The sequence below is a fragment of the Tateyamaria sp. LSS28 genome (genome assembly GCF_059611725.1).
In genome coordinates this window covers 308,038-332,618 of sequence record NZ_JCAPFI010000004.1, presented here as the reverse complement: position 1 = coordinate 332,618, position 24,581 = coordinate 308,038, and the positions used below count along the sequence as shown (strand labels likewise).

General features: G+C 53.9%; 19 protein-coding genes and 1 tRNA gene. 4 read left to right on the top strand and 16 right to left on the bottom strand.

Annotated elements, in window-relative coordinates:
* Window positions 1-5 precede the first annotated feature (5 nt).
* Both AC53L6_RS14155 and AC53L6_RS14150 read left to right on the top strand, forming a co-directional pair.
* Window positions 6-239, top strand: coding sequence for a hypothetical protein (locus tag AC53L6_RS14155; protein ID WP_299599021.1), 234 nt, complete (start codon window positions 6-8; stop codon window positions 237-239).
* A complete protein-coding gene (locus AC53L6_RS14150; protein WP_496908301.1) occupies window positions 226-1,125 on the top strand; it encodes a hypothetical protein in 900 nt (299 codons plus the stop codon). Before AC53L6_RS14155 ends, AC53L6_RS14150 begins: the two co-directional genes overlap by 14 nt.
* 37 nt (window positions 1,126-1,162) lie before the next feature.
* On the opposite strand, the gene AC53L6_RS14145 is transcribed toward AC53L6_RS14150, so the two are convergent.
* From AC53L6_RS14145 to AC53L6_RS14105, 9 genes are all read right to left on the bottom strand, one after another.
* Entirely contained in the window at window positions 1,163-1,447 is a 285-nt protein-coding gene (locus AC53L6_RS14145; RefSeq protein WP_299202182.1) for a hypothetical protein, read from the bottom strand.
* A 176-nt stretch (window positions 1,448-1,623) separates the two neighbouring features.
* On the bottom strand, window positions 1,624-2,634 hold the full coding sequence (locus AC53L6_RS14140; protein WP_496908300.1) for a cupin-like domain-containing protein: 1,011 nt from the start codon (window positions 2,632-2,634) through the stop codon (window positions 1,624-1,626).
* A gap of 107 nt (window positions 2,635-2,741) precedes the next feature.
* Complete coding sequence (locus tag AC53L6_RS14135) at window positions 2,742-3,197, bottom strand: toxin-activating lysine-acyltransferase (RefSeq protein WP_299599030.1); 456 nt, start codon at window positions 3,195-3,197, stop codon at window positions 2,742-2,744.
* On the bottom strand, window positions 3,191-4,147 hold the full coding sequence (locus tag AC53L6_RS14130) for a hypothetical protein (RefSeq protein ID WP_496908299.1): 957 nt from the start codon (window positions 4,145-4,147) through the stop codon (window positions 3,191-3,193). The genes AC53L6_RS14135 and AC53L6_RS14130 overlap by 7 nt, the downstream gene beginning before the upstream one ends.
* A gap of 1,758 nt (window positions 4,148-5,905) precedes the next feature.
* The gene (locus AC53L6_RS14125; RefSeq protein ID WP_299599036.1) at window positions 5,906-6,193 is read right to left on the bottom strand and encodes an Arm DNA-binding domain-containing protein; all 288 of its coding nucleotides are present in this window, start codon (window positions 6,191-6,193) and stop codon (window positions 5,906-5,908) included.
* Window positions 6,194-6,338: 145 nt separating this feature from the next.
* Window positions 6,339-6,428: transfer RNA gene (locus tag AC53L6_RS14120), tRNA-Ser, on the bottom strand.
* A gap of 669 nt (window positions 6,429-7,097) precedes the next feature.
* The gene (locus tag AC53L6_RS14115) at window positions 7,098-7,487 is read right to left on the bottom strand and encodes a DUF3768 domain-containing protein (protein ID WP_496908298.1); all 390 of its coding nucleotides are present in this window, start codon (window positions 7,485-7,487) and stop codon (window positions 7,098-7,100) included.
* A gap of 430 nt (window positions 7,488-7,917) precedes the next feature.
* Window positions 7,918-9,015 carry a helix-turn-helix transcriptional regulator gene (locus AC53L6_RS14110; protein WP_496908297.1) on the bottom strand — a complete coding sequence of 366 codons (1,098 nt, stop codon included), beginning with the start codon at window positions 9,013-9,015 and terminating at the stop codon, window positions 7,918-7,920.
* Between the two features lie 358 nt (window positions 9,016-9,373).
* Window positions 9,374-10,402 carry a helix-turn-helix domain-containing protein gene (locus AC53L6_RS14105; protein ID WP_496908296.1) on the bottom strand — a complete coding sequence of 343 codons (1,029 nt, stop codon included), beginning with the start codon at window positions 10,400-10,402 and terminating at the stop codon, window positions 9,374-9,376.
* Window positions 10,403-11,106: 704 nt separating this feature from the next.
* Between AC53L6_RS14105 and AC53L6_RS14100 the strand changes: the two genes are divergently transcribed.
* Both AC53L6_RS14100 and AC53L6_RS14095 read left to right on the top strand, forming a co-directional pair.
* Window positions 11,107-11,562, top strand: a complete 456-nt coding sequence (locus AC53L6_RS14100; protein ID WP_496908295.1) for a nucleoside deaminase — start codon at window positions 11,107-11,109, stop codon at window positions 11,560-11,562.
* Window positions 11,563-12,046: 484 nt separating this feature from the next.
* A complete protein-coding gene (locus AC53L6_RS14095) occupies window positions 12,047-12,736 on the top strand; it encodes a cytochrome c (RefSeq protein ID WP_299698819.1) in 690 nt (229 codons plus the stop codon).
* 324 nt (window positions 12,737-13,060) lie between these two features.
* Here AC53L6_RS14095 and AC53L6_RS14090 read toward each other — a convergent pair whose 3' ends face one another.
* The 7 genes from AC53L6_RS14090 to AC53L6_RS14060 all read right to left on the bottom strand — a co-directional run bounded on the left by AC53L6_RS14090 (window position 13,061) and on the right by AC53L6_RS14060 (window position 24,439).
* Window positions 13,061-13,318 carry a MarR family transcriptional regulator gene (locus tag AC53L6_RS14090; RefSeq protein WP_299671192.1) on the bottom strand — a complete coding sequence of 86 codons (258 nt, stop codon included), beginning with the start codon at window positions 13,316-13,318 and terminating at the stop codon, window positions 13,061-13,063.
* A 619-nt stretch (window positions 13,319-13,937) separates the two neighbouring features.
* A complete protein-coding gene (locus AC53L6_RS14085) occupies window positions 13,938-14,900 on the bottom strand; it encodes a hypothetical protein (protein ID WP_496908294.1) in 963 nt (320 codons plus the stop codon).
* 234 nt (window positions 14,901-15,134) lie between these two features.
* Window positions 15,135-16,367 carry an HlyD family type I secretion periplasmic adaptor subunit gene (locus tag AC53L6_RS14080; protein WP_496908293.1) on the bottom strand — a complete coding sequence of 411 codons (1,233 nt, stop codon included), beginning with the start codon at window positions 16,365-16,367 and terminating at the stop codon, window positions 15,135-15,137.
* Between the two features lie 64 nt (window positions 16,368-16,431).
* Entirely contained in the window at window positions 16,432-18,600 is a 2,169-nt protein-coding gene (locus AC53L6_RS14075; protein ID WP_496908292.1) for a type I secretion system permease/ATPase, read from the bottom strand.
* Window positions 18,601-18,618: 18 nt separating this feature from the next.
* A complete protein-coding gene (locus AC53L6_RS14070; protein ID WP_496908291.1) occupies window positions 18,619-20,040 on the bottom strand; it encodes a TolC family protein in 1,422 nt (473 codons plus the stop codon).
* Between the two features lies 1 nt (window position 20,041).
* A complete protein-coding gene (locus tag AC53L6_RS14065; protein WP_496908290.1) occupies window positions 20,042-20,821 on the bottom strand; it encodes a SapC family protein in 780 nt (259 codons plus the stop codon).
* A gap of 60 nt (window positions 20,822-20,881) precedes the next feature.
* Window positions 20,882-24,439 carry a hypothetical protein gene (locus AC53L6_RS14060; protein ID WP_496908289.1) on the bottom strand — a complete coding sequence of 1,186 codons (3,558 nt, stop codon included), beginning with the start codon at window positions 24,437-24,439 and terminating at the stop codon, window positions 20,882-20,884.
* Between the last annotated feature and the right edge of the window lie 142 nt (window positions 24,440-24,581).

The window sequence follows — 24,581 nt, the reverse complement described above, 5'->3', positions numbered from 1 at the left end:
GACAAATGATCGAGTTTTTTCAGTCTCTGGGGCTCTTCGGTTACGCAATTCTTGCTTTTTTGGCGGTGTTGATCTGGAACCTAAAGAAATTGATCAAGCTGCGCACACCCCTTGACTCACAACAGCACAAGATCTGGCGCGCCACTGGCGGGACAACAAAGCCCGACCATCTTGAAAACCGCGACTCTACCACTTCTGAACAAAACAAAAATCGCGGTGTAGACAGTGCTGAGAGGTAGTGTTCGACCAATTCTGACGGCAGGTCGCTACACAAACATACGCAGCCTCGCGGTTGCAATTTTCTGCGCCCCGCTTCCACTGCTGGCCGATGGCGTTGTTGATCACGAGACGCAGCACTTCAGTGTCAAGGTTGTTCAAGAGTTGGAAGCGTTTGCCAGCCCTCTCCTGAACGAAACTCTCGATCAGTGCGCGGAAGAAACAGGTCTGCTCAAGTTTCGTACATCCCAGGCCCGAATTCCATTTTTCGTGGCCCGTGACAAGCGCACGTTAGATGCATTGATCGAAGATCACTATGCTGGCCAAATTACTTTGACTGAAGACACCTATGTTGATGACACATTTTGTGGTGACCCCGCGAGTGGCACCCTGTTTGTCACCGGCGAAACAATCAGCCTATGTGTCGGCGATGAAGCGTACTGGTCAAAGCGAATTCAATACAACGAAATCTGTTCTGACATCACGCACGAGATGGTGCATATCGTGCAAAATGATTTGACAGACGGCGGACTCCGCGCCCCCGGACAATCGTTGACGGAGGTTGTTGGACCTGCTTGGCTTTTTGAAGGCGTTGCAGTTCTGTTCAGCCAGATATCCAGCTTCGGCAAGGATCGGCTAGACCGCGTGGTCGAGCTTTCCCGCAATCAAATTCCGCCAAACAGCTTTACACTTGCAGAAATGGAACGCTTCGACAGACGTGCGGAATATGGCCGGCTACACTATCAGAAAGGCTTTATTGCGGCAAAATATCTTCTGGATCGAACTGATGAAGACGCCATCTTTGATTTCTATCGATGCGTGGGGCCTTCTGAAGAGTGGGAAATCTGTTTTGAACAGGCGTTTGATATGTCAGTAGACCGGTTTTACACCACCCAATCATCGCAGTAGCGCCACCCAGACAATGACTGGGTGGCACAATGAGCGTTCAGCGACCGTCCCAATCGCCGCCAGCGTGGCCTGAATAGGCGTCGCCATTTGGGTGTCCCACAGCATTCGCCTCGGGGTGTTCAGCCAGTGCATCAACCTCCGGAACACTATAGGTCGGATGGTTTTCAGCAATATCATTGAGCACGCCTCTGATCGCGCCACCTGCTCCGCGGTATGAGCCAAAGCGGTTGCCTCCGCCTCCGCCGCCACCTCCGCCACCACCACCGCCAAAACTGATCGGAGCGAAGAGTTCATTTGTGCAAACATCATCTTTAGTAAACATAACCTGTTCCTTTAGAATGCAGGCAGCGACCTTTTAGGTTCCACCTGTTGCTGTTTGCCAGGCATGTCGCCCGGCGGCTCACTTGGGTGTTGGTCTGGTCGGCAACCGTCACCCGTTTCACGATCAAAAAGCCGGCCGGCTTCCAATCGCAATCTGACTTAGGCGCTTTCCCTTGTTTAGTAGCGCCAGAAGTAACTTACTGACATCGTTGGACTATCCAGAGCGTAGACCTGATGAAACCATCCTGCAGGCTGGATAAGCAACTCTCCGGGGTGCAGTTCCACAGATGTGCATGTGGCTGCTTTTGCTTCGGGGTACTTGTCAAAGTCGGGCTTGTCGGGTTGAAACCAGCACTTTTGATACGTGTTGTAGGACTTGTACGGGTACAACAACTCGGCTTGATCGGCGGAGTATAGATCAAGGCGTTTACGCCCGATCACTTGAAACAGAAAGCCGGTCAATGGATCGCGGTGTAGCGGCGTTGCCGGAACGTCAGTCGCAACGGCACCAAACCAAAGCTGCGGCGGCACGAAGTCTTCGGTTTCAAAGTACATCGTGCCGAAATTGCCCGCCATCTCATCGGGAAGACGTGACCCTTCGGTATAGCTCTTGAATTCCAGCGATGATCCACCCTTGACCTGACCCTCGCCAGAATTACGCAGTTCTGCAACAAAGCGCTTCATAGTGACGTGGTCGGAGGCAGATCTCATGAAGACAACTGCTTCCCCATATTCTTGTTCGAGACGGTCAAGCGACCAATCATCGCAAGGCGGCGTGGGTTCAAGCCCGGTGATAATGATGGGCAGGCTCTCTTCCATAGCTTCCAGGAGTTGATATTGGCTTGGAGTTTCGAGGCGCTGGATCACAACTCCGCCCCGGTAGCCCTTTTGCTTGTGCTTTCGCGCGACCTTGGCAAAACGTTCCCGGGTCCAGTCGCTTGGTCGCAAGCAGGAAAACGCCAGAAGAAATGCGAGGCTTTGATCGCCTTTGAGTTCAGTGCTGCCTATGACTTCAGGGCTGCGCCAGTCCACGACTTCGAACTCTCTAAAAATCAACTCAAGGGTTGAGAGTGAGAACCTTATTTCAGTATCCGCTTCGTAGTATTCTTGTGGTCGATCGACGCGCAAATCATCGAAAAAGCGCGCACGAAACCCCAAGTGGGGATACCCATCGACAACAACGCGCACTGTGCCGCGGCGCCCTTCCGGATTTTCGAACCCAGCTTGTACCAGTTGGATGAATCCATCAAGTGTCTGGTCAGGCGTTGTGTAACCAGACTTGGGGTAAGCCACGTTCATAACGCGAGGTCCTCTTTCACGCAGCGTGCATTAATACCGGTCCAGCGACAGATGCGCCGTACAGAGCCGTCCATATTTCGTCTAATGCTCGTGGCGGACTTTTCATCTGGAAAGAGGTTGCGCAGCACGTCATGCAACACTTCGCGCACATTGCCGTAAGGTGTGATCCAGTCATTGAAGAACAGTCTCCGACCACAGTTCCACTCCTCGTGCTTCAGCGTTCGGCCCGAGCCATGCACATCGCGTTCGACATCTTCGTTGAGCCACGCCCACGTCACCATCGCGGTCGGGATATAATTCTTGGTTACGTAAAACTTGACCTGGTTTTCCCAAAGCGGAGGAAGAATTTCCGTGCGGAAATAGTGCCCCAGCTGCTGTTGCTTGTGGTAGGGCGACCTTGCGAGCAAATCGAGCGCATAGCCGGTCGATAAATAGTAATCGAGGTTCACCATGCCGTCTGCACCTCTCGCGCGCTGCGAGCATGGCGCGACGTGACTGTCCTATGCTTCTCCAAGTGAGATTTCAGGTGCTTCTGAAGGGCCAAATGATCGCCAAACGGCGCCGCTTGCCGTGTGATCTGGATCGCTTCATCGTCGTCTGGGCACCGGCTCCACGTGGCATATCCGATAGGTATCATTTCTTCCGAAAACGCGATGAACGCAGACCTATCCTGCACGTGCCGAAGCAATGATGCATGGTAGTCACCAATCGGCATCTCTGATTGACCCTGCCAGTAATCAATGTCCAGCTGCGCCATCATTCCCAGCGAACGATAGCCGTTTATGGCAGGATGCTCTTTGTCTGGTTTGGGAACTTCGGGCAGGTAGTTCTCATTTGTATTCAACATGTTCCCTCCACCGACGAGATCGGTCAATTCTAGCAAGGCAGTTTGACCCAAAAAGGTGGACCAAAGCTCTTTTGGCTGCTGATGCCTGAACGCTCGGGCGGCCAGCATGCGCGCCACCGGATAATTCCAACGATAATTGTAGACCGCATTTGGATCCTGCTGCGCTACTGCAAGTTCCACCGCGTCATTACCAAGGTAAATCGCATCATCGTCTCGATGGGCCGTTTGTAAGATGCCCGCAATCGCACTGCCCGGCATGTCTGCATAGACCAGCAAAGCCCGCTCGCTTAAGAATGCAGCAATCTCTCGGTGAATTGGTGGAATGAATTGGCCTGGATTGGCGGCAAGTTGTACCGCATGTCCGAATTCATGTGCTACGGCAAGCAGATCGGCACCGTAACCTGAATACCGGATAGAAACGAACGGCATATCACCAGCACCCCGATGTAGAGTAAAGGGTCGCTGGACTCCATCATCTTCCGTAACGAATTCGACCTGCGTCTTGCGCGCAACGTCTAGAATGAACTCGGCATGATCGGGAAACTGATGAGCCATGGCGTTCGCTGCGAACGACCACGCTTCGTATTCCGATAGACCTACCGAAACAGGGGTAGTAGGCACGCGCGCCTTTAAATTAACGATACGCGTCAGTATGTTAGAGATGCACTGGACTGGAAGAGCATGTGCACCCAACCAAGTGCTAAAATCGCTTGCTTTAACTTCAGCCGCGACTTTCAAAGCTGTATTGTCGGCATAAGAACGCGGTCCAACTCAACACCTTTCCTTCTACACAGGCAATCCTAGCAAAGGCACCGCACGAGGTGTCAACTGTAGGAGACACAGCTGAGTGTCAATTCGCTTAGCGCAGGCTGGTTCTTGCCAGTTTAGTAACGCTGCAAAGCAATTCACGCAGCTCGCACAAAAGATTTCGGTTTTTCGGCTCGAAAAGAGTCCCCCAGACCGTCCAAATTGCCGACAAATGACGCTGCATTATCAGTAAAGGCGACTCGCAGTACTCTTGGACTCACAGGGAATAAAGACAGGATTGGCAAGCGTCCTGGATCTACGCATTCAATCCCAAAGCCAGCCGAACGCAGTGTCGATCAACGGATCATACTTTCGATATGGCCCGGCTCTGGGTGTCCCAAGACAGTCAATAACTGGACGAGATTGCCCCTGCTGCAACACTCGATGGAGGAGATGCGCAACCGTTTCTGAACATGGTGAATTGAGACGAGATGCACCACTTCGAAACTCCTGCAATGGCTGCACCTGCTGCGGTTCGACTTTCTTACAGACCGCGCCTCGAAACTGCCAGACCGCTCAATTATGCGAACGGATAAACTTACGGTAATTGAGAATGGTGACATAAAGGAATGGGCGTGTGTTGTAGTGGCCTGATGGCTGCAGAGAAGTCAAAAGTCTTTTGCTCATCCCCAACCAGAGGCTGCGATGGCGAAGCTCAGAAGACTTTTGGCTACGGCCTACGATAAACTCGTCGATCCATTAGAAGAACGACTGTGGACGCCAATTCTGGATCAAGAAAGGACAAATCGTTTGACAACGAGGAGGAATACCATCCAAGCAAGCCAAGATGCAACGTAAATAGATGATTTATTGAAAGTGGGGTCTAGTCGAACGTCTGTGTTGGAAATCGTCCGAAGACTGTCTATGCAATGCAGCGAAAGTCCGCTTTCCGCCCCATTGGATCGAAACGAACCCTTAAGAAACATGATCCGCTCCAATTTTCATTTTTCGTCGCGATAGTCAAGTTTCGCTTCGCTTCAGTCCGGCGCCACTCGGACCCACTCTCCATCCGCGCGTCGTTGGATCAAGTATGCGCCGTCGGCTTGCAATTGGCGAAGGTGTCTTTCTTGGATTTCGGCAAACCACGGCCTTCCGTCCAACTTTCCGCTGCCAGTCTCTCGCATCATCCGTATCCTCTTAGTGGTCTGCCAGAACCTTGCATTCATCTTGCCCCAAAAATCCCGGGGATGAGACGCGTCAGCGGCGAAGGGGCAGAGCCCCTTTCCAGAGGCTGCGGGTGCACCTGGTCCTGAGCATTTGCACCCAAAGGAATGCAAACGTCAGCTTGACGAGCCAAATTCCATATACCGCTCATAAGAGACGATCACAAAGTCACCGCGCATTTTGTCTCTGACAAAGACGGGTCCGGCTTCCACCAAGGCCAGAATATCGTCAGTGCACGCCTGGAGCAGGACACTGGGAAAAGGACCATCTTCCGAAGATCTGTTCACTCCAACGCGTAGGGTTATCAACTGGCGGGTAAGGTCTTCTGCATCAAGGCCAGCCTTATCGGCTATTGTAGCGCGGATTGATGCCCTGCTTTGCGAGCCGCCGATACTCCAAGGCCCGGTCTCGTGCTTCATTTAGAGTCACAACGTCTGCTCCGCCGAGGCCAAAGTCGGTGCACAGCGGCTTGCCTTCGCGGTTGCGCTGACCTTTGACAGTGACCCTTACGATCCAGCGTCGAGCACCGGACGGATCGACCACAAGGTACAGCCCGCTCCCGTCGCCGTGGCGACCAGGACCGAGGGTCCTCACCAGATTCTTCGTCAGCTTTCCGTTCAGAGCAGCCACAAAATACCACGGTTTCTACCACGTAGTGAATAGAAACGAGTCTAATCGAAGAAAACCAATAGCAACAACGAATGCGGATAAACCAACAAAAACAGCCTCATAAGGGGATAAACAGCATCGAACGCGATTGAATAAAAATGGTGGATGGCGGAGACGAAGGGATTCGAACCCTCGAGACCCTTCCGGGCCTACTCCCTTAGCAGGGGAGCGCCTTCGACCACTCGGCCACGTCTCCGCTGACCTGAATACGTTTCAAGATACTGAATAACAACCACTTTTTTCACGCCAGAATTACAAAATGCTAACTTGCTGTTTTCGTTGAAATTCTGGGCGTTTGCGTCACGTTTTGGCACAAATCTGACACAGCACAGTTCCAGATACGTTCTGTTTTTTTGCACTCGCAAACCCAGCGACGGAGAACGGCTATGACGGCCGGAGCCGTTCGTACGAGTGCTGTGCAGCTATGTATGCGATATGAAACAATACACGAACAAAGGTATCATCGGCATCCACTCAACCTGCCCTTGGTGGGCGAGATGGCAAAGTGTCGAATTGCTACAATTGCGAGCCGTCAAGATACAATCCAGTGACCTTCCGACCAGGTGGCAATTGGTCGTATTGGCACCCTCCTTTGGGCAGCGGCACAATGATCGTTGATGGCAACCCTTACTGCATTGGTTCGGGCCCGGTACCTATCGTAAGTTAGAACAAGCGCCGGTACTGTGCCGAGCAATTGATGCGATTGGTTGGCAAAGACCCGGCTCATCTAGTGTGTCGCGGCCGCGTCTCTTACGCTGAGTCGCTCGAAGAAAGGTAGCTGCCGAAATGGAGCTTCACTTCCCAGATGCGTCGAGTGGTACCGGGGGATCGGTTTGATCCGTAAAGCCCTGGCTGCGCAATGTAGCTACAGATCCTGTGGAGAATAGATCGTGAGGACTCGCCTTGTCTTGCCCAGATCAGCGGGGGCTGCAGAGCGGTTTTTGTATGTCTCGTCCAAGAGCGATATCTCAAAGCAGACTGTTTCGCCTTCTACCTTGAACGCGCCGGTACGATGTGTGCCCTGTAGATCAGTGTCCAGAGTGAAATTGTCGTAGTGTCGGACGGCCTCAAGGCAGGCCAATTGAAATTCGCCTGATCGAGCGGCGATGTCACTTGCCATCTTGAAACGGCCCAGCATTGGTGCGAGCGGCCAAGCCCTTCGGAACAAATCATTCTGGTCCGCGATCAGCTGTCGTTCGACCGGGCAATTGATGTATTCAAGCTGGCGTGTATCCGTCCTCGCAGTTGCTCTCATTGCTCCTCCATACATGGTCGCCCTACGGTTCTGACTCGCTTGGGTTTAGGGTGTTATAACTCCCTAAGGTTTGAGCGCTCTTTCATAAGGCACCGTGCTTTTGGTGTCGTTAGCGCGGCGTCTCAGTTTTGAGGACACACGGTCTCGCTAGCTATCTAAAAATCTTGCTCATCCAAAATTTCCCTTATAGGTGCTTTGTCTGCGAAGAGGACATGATGCAGGCCTTTGTAGACGCCCAGATGTCGGCCGCCGGCGGTGCCAATCATTGTCGTCTCGAGCCGCGGCTCGATCTCGCGTAGTGGTTCTTTCCAACAGGAATGCCAGTAGTACCCGGCCGATCCCCAGGCAGGCTATCACATTACCTCTGGTCAGGATTTGGGCGCATCAGACCAAAACGTGGCACTTCACACTGTCCTGTCGTGGAAAGGATCTAGCGATTTGAAACAAACCAACTGTCAATTTGCGTCGCCGACGGCGACAACCAGCCCTTGTTGAATTCCTTTTGAAGTGCCCTTGAACCATCCACTTGGCCAACATAATCGCTTGGCGCCGCGCCGAACTGATCCCGAAACGCCCGTGTGAAGCTGCTGGTTTCCTGAAAACCATACTTCCGCGCGACCTCGGAAATCACACCGCGGGCGCCCGCCGTCATAGCGAGATCCAACATCGCCCTCTGGAGCCTTTGGCGTTTGACATAGCGGGCGATGCCGCCGACCGGCTCGAATTCGCGATAGACCGTGGCCCGCGACGCACCAAAGGCGCTGCATATCAAGTCGATAGTCAAGTCGCGGTCACACAGGTGGTCGTGAATGAAGGACCGCAGTGCAGCCCCCCTCGCGCGCTCGAAGACTTCGCGCCTGCTAAGCCCTCCGTGACACTTGTCGATAATGCTGCGCACGAGTCCTGTAAAGGACTGGCCCAACGCACGTGCTTCACTAGCGGTGGCGTCGTCGATGATGTCAAACGTCGAGCACAAAGTAGCATTGAGAATGCGTGCGACAGCCGAATTCGATTTAAATACAATGTGCTCTGATGATTTGGACAAGTCGTAGCCGACCATGGCGAACGGAATGTAGGCCGTCACATGGTCCACATGGCTCGTAATGAAGCGACCTTCTCGGCCAAATGGGTAAATGTGCACTTCGCCGGCTCTGAAGGCGACTTCTTCGTTGCCAAGAAGCCCAATTTGGTTCGAGTGCCGAAATGCGCGGACCGCCAAGACCTCGCGATTGAGCCGTCCAAGTTCGAATACGCAAGGGCGCTTGCCATCAGTTCTGAACCGAATATCAGAAAAGGCAACTTCGCCCGTATGCCACCAGTCAAGCGACGCATTGAGGCCGTCCGCTCGTCCGTCAGTCGGCCACAGCGAAAAGGCGGGTTGTTGAATCCAGTTCCAGTAATCCAATCGGTCCTTGGCATCCACGCTAGCCGTTGTTGCCGTGAACTTGACCGGCCGACATTGTTGTCGGATCTCACGTTGCGCGTCGGGCGCAGCATTTTGGGGGACACCGAGGATTGAATTCGACATTGTGGTACGATCCGCAGAGTATTTGATGGCTTCGCATCACCGGATTTGCTTTAGCCCGCACGGTCATCCCAACGACACTTTCGCGGTCCCCATTCTTGCTCAGGGGCCATACTCAGCCACCGTTTTGCCCAGGGGGTTTCGACACTATGGCAAAATTCCCAGCGCGCAGTTGCAGCTCGGTCGGTTGTCGAATGATAGTCCAATCTGTCCATTTTGTCTGCATCAATGTCAGGTCGACCTAACCAGACTCAAATGACACCTCGGACCCGACCAATCAGCTTAAGCTGAAGTTCTCACAGGACCGTCAACCAGAGAGGCCGGCTGGTCATGGGGAAGTCTACCCCGTCCACTCACCCCTTTATCTGGGAACGCTCTGCGAAGCGCTAGAAAGAATTAACGGCCTGCGCCGCCCGCGTCTCACGGGCAAATTCGTTGCACTGTGGAAATCTGGCGCGCCAGAGATCGAGCTCCCGATGACACTGATCGGAGTTGTGCCCGTGAACTTGCGAAACGCCCGATTGAATTGCCGTCTGTCATGAAAACCGAATTTCTCGGCAACACTTCGAACGTTACCACGTCGAGCAGGTGATCGGCACAGTTCGGCCATGGCAAGTTGCGTCCTGCGTCTTGCAATGTATGCCTTCACACCATCCGCTTCGTCGAATAAGCGATATAGCGACGCGCGCGACACTCCAAACCGTTCGCAAAGCAGGCTAGGGTCCAACGACGGGTTATTGATGTTCATCTCGATGTAACGCTGGATCGCTGCGCGCCGCATTTCGGATGCAGCTGCGGCATTAAGATCAGCAACGTCACGCAACACAGGTTCGAGAAAAGCGCAGATTCCGTCCGCCAACATGCCGCCATCCTCGAGCATGCATTCATCCAAGGTCTCCCTTAACCTAAGCAACATCGAGAGCAGCACTGCCCCAACAGGTGTCGCTATTGGGAAAATGCGGCTCGGCAGCAGCTCACCGGGGAACAGGCCAAGCCTGCTGTTGGGTACGTAGAGAATGATGATTTCACTGTCGGTATGGCAGCGTCGGAGCATCTGATCGCGATGACTGCTGACGTGCACGGCATCTGGAGTCTGACGTCGCAAAGCGTCGCCAGCGAAATAGTCCTGTGTGCCACACCTAAGGAAAGAAATAGAAATCAAGGCTTCTTCATCGGGTGGAGGCGGTCGCAGACATGTCATCGGTGCGGCAAGGGAATGAACCAGAGTGCAGTCGCTTATCCACCAAACATTCGTATTCAGAAAAAAGTCATTCCGACCAGGATCGAACTTGAACGATAGATAGTTTCGCCAGAAGTCGACCACAGCATCCAAACGGTCCTCCACCGCAAACGTGGCAGTGTCGAATTCCGTATGGGGCAGCATCGTCATAGGGGCAAAAATACTCCGCTCGTGACGCAATGCCAACTACGGTTTGCCGGCATTCATCCGAGTGACAAGTTATCAGCGCCCACGTCTCGGGCGTCACACTAGAAAATTACCATCTGATTCAGATAGTTATCTCTTCCGATCTTGCCTGAACAATCCCTGCTTATGACTGAGACCAGGCGGGGGAAAACAAGACAAGTGAAGCGAAGCAGCCCAGGGCGAGAGCGGAAATTGCGCTCAAGCGCCTACTCAGTCCCCTTGGGCACGCTGGATGGGTGTTGGAGTCCAGGACGCTCAATTGGAGGTCAAACTTGCCTCGACATCGAAAAGCTTCCAGTTTAATTTCTCATTTTGACCAATTACGGACAAGGCCGATAATCGTCCTTTGTACGGCGCGGTCTAGCTGAAATTGATTGGCATCTGACAGGGCATTCCGGCTTCGCGCCTGCGGACAAGTACGAGAGCGGATACCTGTTGCCACCGATACGATGGTCGTTGTCAATCCAAGCGGCTGAGAAACAAGGAGCCAACCTACCGATGAAGAGAACCGGTAAGAGAGGTGGCGCACGCGCATCAAACCCTATTGATAAAATCGAACCGTTTCAGCGATGCCATACGCCCAAGCACGATGATCCCGAGGCTGGCAACGGCAATTGCAAGAGAGAGGCTCTGATGGAGCCTTTTGTCTGAGAAAGGAGTTAACACCTATGCTAAACGAAACTGATCGGCGATTGTTACGGATTGCCTATGAGGAGGCACTGTGTGGTTTCAAGGAAGGAGGCTGCCCTATTGGATCTGTCCTTGCGCACGGGAACCATCTCGTAAGCCGTGGGCGCAATCAGCGCGTCCAGAAAGGGGACCCGATCGCGCACGGAGAGATGGATGCACTGCGGAAAGCAGGGCGGCAGAAAACCTATCGGCACATGACCCTGTATACGTCGCTTAGCCCATGCATGATGTGCTCCGGTACGATCATCCAGTTCGGGATCCCTCGAGTAGTCATTGGCGAGAACAAGAACTTCGGTGGCAATGAGAGCTTTCTTCGCTCGAAAGGTGTTGAGGTCGTTATTGCAGACGATCCGGATTGCATCGCGCTGATGGAACGCTTCATCTTCGAAAAACCCGCGCTTTGGAACGAAGATATTGCCGTTCACGAGGAGTAGGCAGGCTGTGGGGCGAGACCTATTGCGGCGTTTCGATCAACAATGCTCCTCGATGCATCCTCTGCTCGCGGGCCAAGTCCGCGCACCCAAACTCCGTCGAAGACTGATCAGAAGCCTCCGGCACGAGATCAACCTTGAGTGCAGAGGGACGGGATGAATAAAAATTCATTTTGAATTTTTTTATTGCAATAGCATGAGAGTGCTCACACTATTGGCGAGACCTTTGATCCTGTTCGGGACAGAGTTCGGCAGATACCCGGCGCAATTGTGCAGAGTGCCAGAGCTGCGGCTCCATCACATCCATTCGCTTTTGCGCAAACCGCGAATAGGGAACCACATGTATAGATATTTCTTTATCGTTTTTCTTGCTCTATTGCCGCTCGCTGCGGGCGCCGGACCCAGTTTGGAGCGCGGTGAATACCTGGTACGAGGTCCTGCGGCCTGTGGAAATTGCCATACGCCACAAGGGACCGACGGGCCGGACATGTCAAAAGAACTTGCTGGCTTCCTTGTAGTAAAATCTGATGCGTTCGAAGCGTGGGCAGGAAACATCACACCCGGCAGCCGGATTGCAAATTGGACAGATGAAGAGCTGGCGCGCGCAATTCGCGAAGGCATTCGACCTGACGGCAGCGTCATCGGGCCACCAATGCCGGTCGCTATCTATCGCGGGCTTTCGGACGATGATCTGATGTCCATTGTGATGTTTCTACGGACGGTTCCAGCGAGTAACATCGAAACACCGCCTTCCGTTTACAACATCCCGCTCCCGCAGAACTATGGCCCAGCCATCGTCAGCGTTCCTTCCATCCCAGAGGGCGTCACAGTCGAGTACGGAGAGTACCTCGCCGGCCCCGTTGCCCATTGTGTTGACTGTCACACAACACTTGGAGCCGAGGGCCCTATGCTGGACACTCACCTTGGGGCAGGTGGACATGAGTTTCATGGGCCTTGGGGAACATCCCGCGCGCCCAACCTCACTCCCCACAATGACGGCGTGTCCAACTACACAGATGATGAGCTCAAAGTCATGATAACCTTGGGCCAGCGTCCCGACGGTAGCAGGATGCTGCCACCGATGGGTTACAAATACTTCGCACGAATCTCCCCGGATGACCTGGATGCAATCATCCTATACCTGAGGCAATTGCCACCACTTCCCGACCCCGACTAGGTGATCGCCCCAAGCTGAAATGGCCCCGGGCGTGAAAAGGGAGCGGCCCCCTCCGCCTTGCATGCAAGACTGAAGCAGTTGGCTGAGGATGATCTGCGCCGCGCGATAGCCCGTTCGACAACACGACATGCTCACGTCTGCGATGGGTTTGAGCCGGGTTGGACACAGCGCAGAAGTGCGCTCGGTCTTGCCTTCACGTTCAGCCAATACTGGAGAGCCTTAAGACAATTTACGCCTTGGCACACGCCGCCCCAGGCCACTCAAACTCACGAACCTCGGACAGCAACCAAAAACACAAGACCGTCATTCCTTTGACTAATCTACTTAGATCTCAGCGGCGCTCGGACCCAATCTGTAGCGCTTCGCTTTGTAGTTAGGTGCCGTTTCAAGATACCCTTTTTCGATAAGCGCTCTCACTGTCCGACTGAGAGTTGGTTGGCTCATGTGCCGTGTGATCGCGTGTGCACGTATGTCGGCAGCTTCGGCCACGGACGATGTTTTCTCATCACAAAGCAGCCTGACCACATACAGAACATCCAACTCATTGGCGCTGAGTGTCTCAAGGCCAAGGTCCTGTTCCATAGTGGCAAGCAGTTCACGGAGACGCGCAACCGTTGTTATTTTACTGCTATCGTTCATAAAATGTCTTAGACCTTGCCCCGAACCTCAACACACTATTCTGATCGCATAGTAGAAAAGTAGTCTGGGTAATTTGATTGTCAGCAACCTACGCATCAGGCTGCAACAACCTGCTTATTCTTTGGACAGCTAAGTCTTACAAGTCGGTCTTGGCGGCTGGCCATCGCAAGTTCTGTCCCCTTGTCGTCCTAATAATATTCCTTACCACCGCCGGTGTCTCAATTTTTGATGCATTTACTCTCAAAAAGCATGGCGGTCAGTGTGTCAATCGCTACATTTCTGACTGAAAAAAGTCAATCTGATCAAATGCTGACCTCGCGTCAAATTCATTTGTCCTGTAAGCCCAACTTCTGTCTACGGCAAGGAAACAGCTACATCAACGCGTATCGGCGTCTTGACGCCGGCGGCGAAGCTATTTGATACTGTTCGAGGATAGACAAGGTTTCGCACGCGGGAGAGTTAAGCCCTGCCGTCCGCTAAGTGCTATCTTGGGGGTAGATTCAGCGGACGGCAGGAACTCACCCCTTCGCATTGGATTTGCATTCGGCCAGTCAAAGAGGGGCTAGGCTGGACCGTTGCCTTTTTTGCGAAGAGGGCTGAATGGAGCCACGAACTTTTCAACGAAGTTGTTGCTTGCAGCAGATACTCCGGCATCAATGGCACGCTCCGTGAGTGGTGATTTCAGCGTTGCATCACAGATAGCCGCTCGTTCCGCCGTTAGATCGTGGCCCCGCACCTCGCTCGAAATTAGAATAAGATGTACCGCAGGAGCGCAGTTCCTCAGCCTTAGGCAAAGATCCACTGTATCTTCGAGATCGCCCATCGCGTCAGAGTCCACGAAGCACAAGCTTGTCTCATCAAGCAAACTTTGGATGACATTCCAGTTTGCCTCTCCCGGTGACAGCGTAACAAGAGCTTCGCGGTTTTGATTTGCCCAGCTTGAGATGTCCGGAAAGTTTTCAAGGCCTGGCCCACCGAAGTAGGCAACGGCTGTGTCAGCCATCCACAATGATCTTTGGCTCGCGTGCCGCTTGGGATCAAACAACTTGTCGGACAAAGACACGCCTGGCGAAGGTTTGGCAAATGTCTCTTCGGCGTCGTTGTCGGACCTGTCACCGATTGAAGCATCACAAAGGTTGGCACCAAGGCGTTTGGCCAATTTTTCATCATAATGAATTTTTTTTGAAGCAATGGCGCGCCGTCGGGGTCCATCATGACCGTTGCCGCCGACCATGCACAAACTTCCGCGGTCCGTCGACGCGCGTCTGTCACCGGAAAGGTTCTGACGAGAGGCAACTGAAGAGTCGTCAACCGCTCCCGCTCTGTATGCGATCAGCAGAGACGTGGCCAACGCGCCGACTGTCCCAAACGCCATGTACAGAGGAAAGGCAATCCAAAAGGGCTTGGAATAGACGAATACGCCGATAAACAGCCACAAGACCATCGCCGTGAACCCGACAACGACACCAATGAAACAGATCGCGACAAATGCTCCGTCTGCTGGGGGTTCATCATGCTCGACCATCGCGTCACGTCCTAAATCCGGTTTTCGCCGTCAAGACGATTTATCGACTGGACGACAGCGTATTGCATTACTCTGACAATCCTTCAAAAAAAGTCAATATGATTATTTTAAAATCCACACCCGTTTGTGCAGTCGACGAACCAGAGCCTAACAACCGCAGATGTGGCGCCAGTCACGCACGATTGAAACAATTCTGGACAGCGGCGTCGCGTTTGTCATGACAACGGATGGCGCCTAGTCGCGAAAAGCTCGATCTTTGACGCGCACGACAGGCTGAAAGATATAGTCCAGGACTGACTTCTGACCCGAAACCAACTCGACTTCTGCCACCATGCCAGGAACAATCGGCAGCGGTTGATCGGCTGCGTCTTTCAATTGGTTTTTCGTCGATACATCCACGACGAATACACTCTCGTCGCGTTCAGGATGTATTGAAGGCCCTGCGCTAATCCTATCCACTTGCCCCTCAAGTGCTCCGTATCTCGAGAAATCGTAAGCCGTGATCTTTACGTTCACGCGCTGCCCGACGTGCAAGAAGGCGATATCAGATGGCTGCACGTATGCCTGAACCAACAGACTGTCTTCGATCGGGACAATTTCGAGAAGTTCTGCGCCTGCGGCCACGATGCCACCGTGCGGGGAAACGAACACCTGGTTGATTATTCCCGGTATAGGCGACCGGATCTCGGTTTCACGCAATCTCTGTTCGAGGATGGCAAACATCGGATTGAGACCAGCCAGTTCGCTCGTTGTGCGGTTCAGGTCTTCCAAGGCTTCCGACTGGTACCGCACGTCCATGGCAGCGATCCTCTGATCAATCTCCTCGATCCGCGCCCTTTCTTGCACCACTTGTGACGAAGCTTGAGCGAGCCGCCCCTCCCACTCACTCATTTGAATCTGAAGCTGCAAAAGCGATGTTTGTGGCTCAAGACCGCTTTCAACCAATGGCTCAATGGTGCGAAGTTGCTGATTGACCAAACGCATTGTGTTCCGCGCTGAAAAAAGAAGATTTTCCGCTTCCTCCAAGGCCTCCAGTTGCAGTAACCGCTGGACACCGAGCACGTCGATCTCTGCGGCGAGTTCAATCTGTCTGGCATTGTAGAGGGCGCGTTCCGAGGCAATCAATTCTGGTGCGTATCGCTCAAGCTCTTCGGGGAAAACCAGGTCGCGTCGTTCAACTTCACTCCGCAATCGAACAAGGCGCGCTCTGAGTGCAAAGGCCTGTTGACGCTCTTGATCCAAGTGTCCCGCAAACTGAGTTTGGTCCATCTTCATGAGCAGAACATTGGTTTCGACCAAATCGCCCTCGCGCACCAGAACAGCGTTCACCGCGCCGCCGTCCGGTGCCTGAACAACCTGGAGAGTGCTGCTTGGAACTACCCGACCGTCTGTTCGCGTGACATCGTCGATTTCCGTTCTTGCCGCCCAGAAAAAGGCGAAGACGAAGAAAAGCAGGATGGAAAACAAAAGTACGGAACCGCGAAAACTGCGATTGTACCGCCTCTGTTTCATAAGGGTTATGAACGTGTCGTCACCCCGCATTTGACAACACAACAGGTCCATTCCTCAAGCGCATTTTCTGGCGCAACAAAGCTTCCTTCGGGCCATCAAAGACTATATGCCCGTTTTCAAGAACAAGCACGCGGTCGACCGCTTCCAACATGGCGGTTCGGTGTGTCACCAGGACCAGCGTGCAATCTGCTGCAGTATCGGCAAGGCGAGAGATAAAAGTGGCCTCAGACTGAACGTCCATGGCGCTTGTCGGCTCATCCAAGAACAGGATTGGCTTGCGTCCCACAAGCGCGCGCGCCAATGCGATGGACTGACGCTGCCCGCCAGAAAGCTTATCCCCACGTTCGGAAATCCGCAGGTCGAAACCAAGCGGATGACGCGATACAAAGTCGCTCACTCCAGCTTGTCTTGCTGCTTCGAGTATCGCGTCATCGCTGGCACGAATGGCCCCGACGGCGATGTTTTCCCTGACTGTACCACTGAACAGCCAGATGTCTTGCAAGAGTGATCCAATACCGTTTCGGAGGTCGTGCGGCGCGATATGTGTAACATCCGTGTCATCAATCAGAACCTGACCTTCATCCGCTGAATAAAGACCGGTGATCAGTCGTCCAATTGTGCTCTTGCCGGACCCCACCTTACCCATGATGGCAATCTTCTCACCGGCTTCGATCTGAAACGACAACTTGTTCAGGCTGGGTATTTTTTCCTCCGGATAGCGAAACAAGACGTCGCGAAACTCGATCTTGCCTGCAAGACGCGGACGAGAAAGCCAGTTCCGCGCGGGATGGTTTTCGGTGGGTTGCTGCATCAGCTCATTTATGGAGCGGAAGGATGCCTTGGCTTGACTGAAACGCGACATGATTTGAGCGAGCTGGGCGAGCGGTGCAAGCGTGCGACCTGTCAGGATTACGCACGCTATGAGCGCACCCATGCTCACTTCACCGGCGGTGATAAGAAAGACGCCATAAAACACGATCAAGACTTGCGCTGCTTGCTGAGCGAACGCCGTTGCGTTCAACGCAAACTGGGACACAGCACGGGATTTGGAAGAGTAACCAGACTGATGGGTCAGTGCTCGATCCCATCGCTGTCGCATAACTGCCGCCGCACCTACCGTTTTGATTGTCTCCAAACCGGACACAGTTTCAACCAAAACCGATTGTTTTGTTTGGTTCTCCGAATGGCTCCGATCCGCCATTCGGCTCATGACGGGTTGCACGGCAACCCCGATGACCAAGACAAGCGGCACAGCAATCGCCGGAACCAGCGCAAGCGGTCCACCGACCAGACTGATGACGAAAATGAACAGGGCGATGAAGGGTAAGTCTATGACGCCAACAAGTGTGGCGGATGTCGTGAATTCGCGCAGCGTTTCGAATTCACGCATCGCATTGGCTATCGCCCCGGTCGATCCACGCTTGGCGCGCATCTGCATGTCCAAAAGTTGCTCGAAGATCAGGCGACCGATCACGAGATCCGCCTTTTGCCCCGCACGATCGATAAAGCCCGCGCGCAGAGACTTTATGGAGAAGTCAAAGAGTAACGCAACACCGATACCGACCGTGAGCGCTATGAGCGAGTCAAACGCCTCATTTGGCAAAACTCGGTCGTAGACGACCATAATGAAGATGGACGTGGCTAACCCAAGCACGTTTGAGATAGCCGCTGCCATTAGCACTTGAGTATAAGCCCATTTGTTATCAAAAATGGTTGACCAAAACCAATGAAACGCTCGGTCGCTAACGCTTTCGATGTTGTTGACGCCATTGCGTCGCCTAAGAAACAGGACGTTGTTCCCATAAGCGGATGCAAGACGCTCACGTGTGACAAGGCCCGCTTCTCTATCCGAAATTGTCGGGTCCAATACGACAAAGTCATCCTTGCGAAGGTCTGTTACCAGAACCGCTCGGCCGGACTGGCCGAACAGGACTGCCGGGAACAGATCCTTGTCCAAGCGTTCTGGCGCCAACTCGCCAAGGCCTGCGACAAACCCCAATCGTTCTGCCAAATCGACTATGTCTTCCAACGTAAATTCGGGATTCAAACCGGCACGATACGCGTGAACTGACGCTGGCGACAAGGATTGGCCAAACTCCCGAGCCGCTGCCACAAGGCAGTTCACCAGCGAATCTGCGTCCAGAAGCGTTGTGGCTTTCTTCTTGGATTGCGGCTCTGACACTGGCATGATTTTGACTTCGCTAGCTTATTGATCAATGGACAGTGGTGGCCCGACGGTCAGATCATTTCCGTTCAGAACTGCCGAATACGGATCGTAGTCGATCCCAAACACAGGGGCCAAATCGCCGGTGAGTGTCAGTATCTCAAGTTCGATTTCCACCTGCCGAGCCCGCGCGGTCACTTCGTTGGACAAGGCCTGGCTAAGATCTCGCTGTGCATCGAGGATTTCAACTATGCTGCGACGACCGATTGCGAATTGCTCTCGAACAACGTCGAGGTTTTCCCTGTTTGAACGGGCGGCGGTAGCTGAAGCATCAACTTCTACCCGTGCCGCTTCGCGGTTTGCCAGCGCGGTTTCAAGCGATTGACCAAGTTGAAGTTCCGCTTCTTCGACGACAGCCCGTGCCGAAGAAATGCCACTCTGCGCTTCACGTTCTCGCGCACTCTGCTGCCCGCCTGTCGAAAAATCATGCTCGACCGAAAACCCGATAGAAACATCATGGTCTGGCCCCCCTCCCAAGATGCCGTCCCGGGAACCCGTCAAATCCACAAAAACCTCTGGGTAGCGTTGCGACACAACCACGTCCCGTTGACTGATTGCGCGCGACAACTGCAATCGAACCATCGTGAGCTGGCTGCTTTGCGGAACTTTTTTTCGCGCGGCATCAGCACTTAAGTGGGGCAACGTCGGCGGGAAGGCAATTGTCGCTGGCGCGGGCCCAATCAACACCGTGAAGTTCGCCACGGCTTGCCCGACTGCAGCCTGCGTCCGGGCCAACCTGACGTTGGCGTCGGCCAAACGGCTGCGGGCTGGCAGCACGTCGCTTGGAGCAACAACACCACCGGACGCACGCGCCTGGGTGCGATCAAGGAACTCTTGATGGGCACTGACGTCCTCTTTCGCCAAGCGCTCTAGCTGTGTCTGTTGCCACAGGTTCAACCACGCTAACACCATTTGCTGTGAAAGGCTGGACAGCAGGCCATCCAACGCAAAACTTTGCCGAAGCTGATTGATACGCGCCTGAGCGATCTGTCTTTTTGTTGTCGCCCCGTCAAAGACAAGCTGCCGCGCAGTCAGAGATACACCTGCGACAGCTTCGTCATCGCCGCCAACCAAAGTTTGCCCTGCATCAAGCTCTGAAATCAGTTGTGGACGCAAATTTCCAACGACCGCATCCATCTGCGCGACGGCTGACTGTATTCCGGCCTGCTGGCCGGAAAGTGAGGGAAAGCTCAGTACCGCATCACGGATCGTCTGGCGGAACGCGCTGTTTTGAAACGACACACTCATCGGAACATCCGCCGCCGGCCTGGACACCCCGGACGCAGGTTCGACACCAATAGCCGCTACGATTTGGTCCGCTGCGGCCAAACCTTGATCGTAAGTCGACTGGCACGCGGCAAGTAAAACGATCAAAGGCAACATCAGTCTGGAGATCGTCATCATTTCAGCTCTCCAACTCCAGCGCATCGCCAAGCGCAGAGAGAAACCCGCTGACATCTTTCGGAGCGGTGATATGTCCACGGCCCGTGGCCGCGCGGTTGGCTTCGGCAGCGTGTAATCGGTTCACCTGCGCCAGCGAAATGGCGTGCGCTTGAAGCAACCCATGCAACGATACATCTTTCGAAATTAACTCCTGTATTTCTTTGTTTTTATGTACCTTTTTGAAGTCCACAATGAAAAGCTGGTTGCGGTCATCTCGTGTAAGAGTTTGATGTTCGTAGGGTTTCAGAAGCCCCATTCGTGCGACCTTCATCACCAGCCGCTGCGTCTTTTCTGTTTCTTCCTCAAGCTGCTTCAAGAAACGAAAAACCTGTCTGATCGGGGGCGTCAGGTTTCCGGTTTCGGTCAGAAACGGCAGATTTTCGGACGCGCCATTGGAGTGCTTCAAAATGGCGTCGTTTCGGACCGATATTATCGCCGCATAGCCGCGCCCCATCAGATAGAAGGGATCGCTGCGCATTCGGGCCGGAACATAGGTACCTTTCCAAACGCCATCCGGTGAGACAAAGGCATTGCCCGTCCCTGACAGCGAGAACAGTGCATACGGCATGTATTCATCGCCGGTGCGCCGGAAAAGAAATGGAGCAAAACTCGCAACCAATCCTGCTTCCGCCGCGACAATCGCTTTGCCCAGATCATCTTTTGAAAAACTGTAATCCGTAAACCTTTGCCAACACATGCCTTGCAGATGAGCATCAACGGGCATTAACTTTTCAAATGGCATCAATATGCGTCCTTCAAACCGGGCCAAGCACACATGTGCTTGGCCCTTGCCGCAGTTCGATTAGGTGTTGGCCGCTACTGAACTGAAGTCGAAAAGGTTATCAGCTGTCAGGTCTTGGGTTGCGACGTTTTCCAGGTAGGCCAAATCCACGACCCGATCGGCATCGGGTGCGCTTTCGTCAAGATCGACGCCGAACACGAGCGTATCGTTACCGTTCGAAACCGCCATAACAACCAAACCGTCGTCGCCGCCCTCCAAAGCGTCTGCAGCCGTCAGTAGTTCGGACAATTCATCGGCTTGAAGACCCGAACTTGCGATCTCTTCGTAGGATGATGTGATTGCCAACTCGGTCGTGAATATGACGAAACCGGTATCGGCCTCAAGGGCAGCGCCTTCTGCAAGGGTTTCCACGCCCTGACCGCGCGGACCGCTTTCGATTCCGTCTTCGTACCGGAATGCCAGTATGTCGCTTCCTTCGGCTGAGCCCGCTGTGAAATTCAAGATTTGATTGTAACCGTCGCTCGCCCCATCCAAAGTCAAAAGAACGAAGTCCGAACCACCGGCCGACAGATCGATTACGGTTTCAGATGGGTTGTCGACGATGACATCGGCCCCATCCGTTCCAACAACAACTGCTAGATCCTCTTTGGTATCGGTTTCGACGGTTTGGACAATTGTCGCATCCTGAAGCTCGCCTGGGATTGCGACGGGGTCTTCCCGCGCGAAGTATACCAGCACCTGATCTGTTCCGGTCACATAGTCGTTGTTGCTGAGCGTGACGTTAGAGTTGTCGTGATCACCGCTGATCCCAATGGCTTCTTCATTGCCGTCAAACGTCGAGTTTGTAATGTTCAGTGCCGCCGGGTCATCCGTGCCAATACCCGCTGTGTTCCCGGCAATGTACGCACCATCGATGTTCAGTGTTGCGCCTGGGTTCAGATAGGACCCCGATTGCAAATTGGTCAGTGAGCCACCGCTGACGTTAATGATTGGGTCAGCTCCAGACTGGTTGATGATACCGCGCGACGTTGAACTGCCCCCACCATCAATATCCACGTTCGTGACATTGAGCGTAAGATCAGTGCCATTGAGGTAGATACCGTAGTTCGTGCCAGCCACATCGATGTCCAGTCCGGTGACACTGACAACACTTTCGGATGCGCCGGTTTCAGCACGCAAGCCACCTTCCAGAACCGCGCCATCCTCGGCAAAGATGGTGATCGAGCCGTCGATTACGACGCTTTGGTTCTCGGTGTAGGTTCCGCTACCAACGACGACATAGGCACCATCCCCTGCGGCAGCAATCGCTTCGGAAAAGTCTGTAAAGGGCTGGATTCCCAGAACACCATCATCTGCGTCCACGACTGTATCGCCGTTCAGGACATAGATTTCGCCATCGGCCACGGTGAAATCGCTGCGTGGGATGCCGTTGGCAACATCCCAAACCTGCGTCGCAAGGAGGTCGTCGGTATCGGTCAGGGTGCCGCTGTAGATGGGGCGGTCACCAAACTGCAGACCGGCCGCGTCACGGTTGTCTTCTTCGAGAGCGTCCGAGTTGATCCGGCTCTCAACCACCGAGTCCTTGATGTTGCCGAGAAGATTGTCGTGCAGCGATTGCTGGCGTTCAGCGTAGTTCGGTTCGCCTGATACCTTGGTTTGGACGACATCCAGGATCGGCGCGCCGCCGTCCATGAGGTACTGCGCATACAGATTGCCAAGCTCGATGTTTGCCGCATTGATTTCAGGCGTACCGCCCGGCAGCACATCGTAATATGCGTTGTCTCCATAGCTCCACAGCAGCTTGAACGTGTCTTCGATACTGCCCGCATCAAGCACGTTGAACAGGCCAACTGGTCCGTTGGAGCCGTTCACCGAAATCCCCGAGAGGTCGATTTCGGGCACAAGAGACTGGTTATCAAGGCTGAGATCAGCATAGTCCACATCGACAATAATAGATGCGTCTTCTGCGACATCGATAGCCAGGGCGTTGGCCTGCGCAGCGTTCACCGTCAGTTCGAACTGCGAGACTTCGGTCGCGTCAATCTGCGTGGCAATTCCTGACAGATCGACGCTCGCGTCAAAGGCCCCCACCAACTTGACCGTACCTTCGCCGGTTATGACCAGGCCATCCGCCTGAGCCATGGTCAGAGCAAACTCGACACCCGAAGTCACCTCATAGCTGTCCAGCGTGAAATTGATCTCCACACCGAAAACGGAAAGATCTGTGTCGGAGCCAATAACATCGGTGTCAAACGTCACGGCACCGTCAACGACATCAATCGCCTCATCTGCTGCCTGTTCGATGTCTTCCTGCGTGATCGCTTCAGATACCGTTCCGTCTTCGACCTCGTCGGCAATCTGGCCAACCACCACCTGTTGCACATCCGCAATTTCATCAATGTCACTGTCGTCGATTGCATTGTTGGCGTTTGCGAGCGTTCCAGCAACGGCCGCCAGGTCGCTGTTGCCTGGCTCGCCATCCAGCGCATCCGTCATAACATCTTCAATGATTGCTTCATCATTGAGCGGCTCTTCGTCGTCCTCCGCGTCGACAATTGCCTGGGCAAGAGCTTCGACAACAGATGCTTCGTCCGCGCCGTTCGCAACGCCTACTGAGACGATGTTTGCGACCTTGGCACCGGCGGCAAATAACTCTTGGTTTTCATCGGCTACTGGGTCTGCGTTCAGAAGATCTGTATCTTCGGGCAGGCCGAGCGCGGCATTGACGGTTGCGATCGCGCTTTCAATCGAAGTCTCACCGGTATCATCTGCCTCGATGATCTCTTGAACAAGCGTGGTCACCGGAGAAACCACCGTTGAACCCGCAGGCGCTTTCAGTGTTCCTTCAAAGATCAACCCAGTCGAAACGTCTGTCCCGCCCACCGCGACAATTGGAATGCTCGTATCGCCACCGAGAGAGAAGTTGCCCTGTTGATCGGTGGTTGTCGACGTCTCACCATCATCGAAGACGCCATTGCCGTTTGCATCTCTGAACACGGTTGCGCCCGAGATGTAACCATCAAGAACGACGCCCGTCGTGGTCGCTGCCGCAGCCGCGGCACCACCACCTCCGCCCAGGCCCCCTGCGACACCAACTGCGCCTACCACGCCGGCCAAGGCGCCGGGTCCGGCTGCCGCTGCTCCGCCCACTGCAGCTTCGGCACCGGGCAGAACACTGGCATCGATGACATACTGACCGTCCGCAGACACTGTGTAAGATTCCTCTGGAACGACCACAGTGGATCCATCTTCAAACGTGACGAGTAATGTGCCGTCCGGTTGAACGGCTGTCGATACAATGCCATCGCCAGCCTCACTTTGCGCCATCGCCGCGCTGGCAAATACGGGCAGGATCAGCAAGCTCCAGATGCCACCGTTGCGGGCGCGCCGACGTTGTTCTCTTGCCCATTTCTTCAAGAACCGGACTCGCGCGGTTTTTTGGGTTGGTATTTCCACTTCGCGCGCATTCGCGCAGGTCGACGCTACTCCAAGCGTATCTATGTCGGTCGAAACGACAATCGCTCCCAACTGATGCTCGCCCAAGGTAGCGGCACATGCCATGATCGAGCGCTGCTCGGTTGGGATGTTCAATGATTTTCCACGATGCGGCTTGTTCATGAGGGCCCCTGTCTCATCTACTTAAAATTATCATTTTGATATTTTAAGAAGATAAATTCGTCAACTTTTTTATCAGTTTGATAATTTTTAACTCATTTGCATAGCATTGTGTTAAGTGGCACTCAGCGATCACCCCACAAAC